General features: G+C 51.9%; 1 protein-coding gene. It reads right to left on the reverse strand.

All coding sequences use genetic code 11. The features are described 5' to 3' along the window. Positions 1 to 547: DUF6273 domain-containing protein (locus U8U01_RS17340; protein ID WP_322176829.1), on the reverse strand; the 547-nt coding region annotated here is incomplete at its 3' end. Between the last annotated feature and the right edge of the window lie 72 nt (positions 548 to 619).

Consider the following 619-nt stretch of genomic DNA (forward strand, 5'->3'; position numbering starts at 1 on the left):
AATAAGGGGAGCGCAGCCACCACCACACCGCAGACGTTACTGCGGTGTGTCGATTAGCAATCTTTGGGTTGCCTGCCTTAAAATAGGCATACTGCTGCTGATAGTTTTGCTCCGCGCTATTTGCATAGCTCCTTGTACCCTGCACCTCAAACTCTGCCAGCAGGAACAGCTTGCAGGGCTTTCCTGTTACATAGGATGCCGTATTGGAGCCGCCGCCCGTGTTGTCTGTATACTTGGTCACCGGCTGGATTACTGCCTGCAGCTCGCTGGGCAGCGCTTTCAGCAGGCTATTGCTGGTACCATTCAAGAGGGTTTTGTTCATATAGCAGCCATCCCACCCGCCAGAATTTGTCCGGCTGTTATTCATGTGGAAATAGCCCGCGCTGGCCTGCTCGTTACCAAACTGGTTATCGCACAGCGCCACCTCTTTGCCGTCTATCTTCCCTATCAGGAAATGGATGGTTTTTGTTCCCTCCCTGGCGCTGTTGTGGTCAAACCCTATAATATAGGTCTGGACGGCTAAATTCGCAAAGGTGAAATTCCCCACTTTGCCATTTATAGTGATATTTTTCGTATCGCCCACGCTCCAATAATTAGCGGCATTGCCCGAGGCCGCCAC

Source organism: Acutalibacter caecimuris (genome assembly GCF_034335085.1).
Lineage (GTDB): Bacteria > Bacillota > Clostridia > Oscillospirales > Acutalibacteraceae > Acutalibacter > Acutalibacter caecimuris.